The organism is Kitasatospora sp. NPDC007106 (assembly GCF_040634455.1).
GTDB lineage: Bacteria > Actinomycetota > Actinomycetes > Streptomycetales > Streptomycetaceae > Kitasatospora > Kitasatospora arboriphila.
On the sequence record NZ_JBEYFP010001256.1, the window covers coordinates 1 to 1349 of the forward strand.

The 1349-nt window shown below is 75.3% G+C and carries 1 protein-coding gene; it reads left to right on the forward strand.

The genetic code is table 11. From position 1 onward, the window contains the following. Positions 1-155: 155 nt before the first annotated feature. The gene (locus ABZ641_RS37630) at positions 156-1280 is read left to right on the forward strand and encodes a polyprenyl synthetase family protein (protein WP_344628021.1); all 1125 of its coding nucleotides are present in this window, start codon (positions 156-158) and stop codon (positions 1278-1280) included. Positions 1281-1349 lie beyond the last annotated feature (69 nt).

Consider the following 1349-nt stretch of genomic DNA (forward strand, 5'->3'; position numbering starts at 1 on the left):
CCCATAACAACACATACCCCACACCCCCCTGCCCCACCCCCCCCCTCTCCCCTCCGCCCCCCGGGGCCCCGGGCCCCCCCGCGCGCCCCCCCCCCCCGGCGCGGACGACCGATTCGGGCCCCGGACGACCGCCGGATAGGCTGATTGTCAGCCCAATGATCCGGAGTCCCACCGTGCCCTCCTCCACCAGCCTGCCGGCCAACCCGATCGACCGGGAGGCCGTGCGCGACCGTGTGAACGCCGCGCTCGCCGCCTTCATGGACGGCCGGAGCACCCTGCTCGCCGGCATCTCCCCCCAGCTCGGCCCGGTCTCCGAGGCACTGCGCGACTTCCTGCTCGACGGCGGCAAGCGACTGCGGCCCGCCTTCTGCTACTGGGGCTGGCGCGGCGCCGGTGGCTCCGCCGACCACCCCGGCATCGCCGACGCCGCCGCCGCCCTCGAACTGCTGCAGGCCAGCGCCCTCGTCCACGACGACCTCATGGACCGCAGCGACACCCGCCGCGGCCTGCCCTCCGTCCACCGCCGCTTCGAGGGCCTGCACCGCGAGAACGGCTGGCGCGGCGACCGCGAGCAGTACGGCGCCAGCGCCGCCGTCCTGCTCGGCGACCTGCTGCTGATCTGGTGCGACGAGCTGTTCCAGAGCTCCGGGCTGCCGGACGACGCGGTACGGGCCGCCAAGCCCGTCTTCGACCTCATGCGCACCGAGGTCATGGTCGGCCAGTACCTCGACGTCCTCGAACCGGTCGCCGGGGACTCCGCCGACGCCGGGGCGCTCGACCGGGCGCAGACCGTCCTGCACTACAAGTCCGCGAAGTACACCATCGAACGGCCGCTCCAGGTCGGCGCCCTGCTCGCCGGCGCCGGACCCGGACTCGTCGAGGCCTACGGCGCGTTCGGGCTGCCGCTCGGCGAGGCCTTCCAGCTCCGCGACGACCTTCTCGGTGTCTTCGGCGACCCCGCCGTCACCGGCAAGCCCGCCGGGGACGACCTCCGCGAGGGCAAGCGGACCCTCCTCGTCGCCCACGCCATGCGGGGGCTCTCCCCCGCGGACGCCCGGCACCTCGACGAACGGCTCGGCGCGGCCGACCTGGCGGCCGAGGAGATCCCCGTCCTGCGCGGGCTGGTGGAGCGCAGCGGCGCGGCCGACCGCGTCGAACGTCGCATCGAGGAACTCCTCGAACAGTCCCTCGCCGCCCTGGACGCCGCCCCCCTCGCCGACGGCCCCGCCCGCCCCGCCCTCCTCGCCCTCGCCGAAGCCGCCACCATCCGCAAGCACTGACGAGCGGCTGCGCGCGAAGCGAAGACAGGGGCGCGTGGGGGCACCTCCCGGCCGAAGGCTGGGGAGGTG